The organism is Arthrobacter sp. 05L421, from assembly GCF_056397785.1.
Genome location: NZ_JBFTOC010000077.1, coordinates 1 through 404 on the forward strand (window position 1 = coordinate 1; position 404 = coordinate 404).

A 404-nucleotide genomic window follows, 5' to 3' on the forward strand; every position below is an offset into this window, starting at 1 on the left:
GAACCTGTACGTCTCGGCCGCGAAGCGGGCCGACGGGGAACCGGCCACCGACGAGGACGCCAACGCCTACCTGATCAGCACCGACTACCGGGGCCAGCACAAAGCCAACCCCGTCATCACCGGCTGGAAGGACCTGGGCTTCACCCCGAAGTACGAACGCTACGACGGCGGCACACATGCCCAGAAAGGCCCGATGACCGAGGAACAGAAAGCCGAGCGGAAGACCCTGATCGCCAATAACCGCGAGATGGAAAGCGTCCTGTTGACTGAACTTCGGGGAGACTGAACCCAGGCTTTCCGGAGAGGTGGTCATCGTGGACGAAATGCGGCTGAAGCTGTTCGAAGGTCAGATCGGATTACCCGGCATTGGCGCGGTCCGGCAAAACGCGGCAGGCCTGCTGCCC

1 pseudogene is annotated in these 404 nt (G+C 62.9%); it reads left to right on the forward strand.

What is annotated here, in order from left to right:
- Positions 1-286 (forward strand): annotated as a pseudogene (locus AC1DKQ_RS22485) (ParB/RepB/Spo0J family partition protein); the annotation flags it as partial.
- Positions 287-404: the final 118 nt, after the last annotated feature.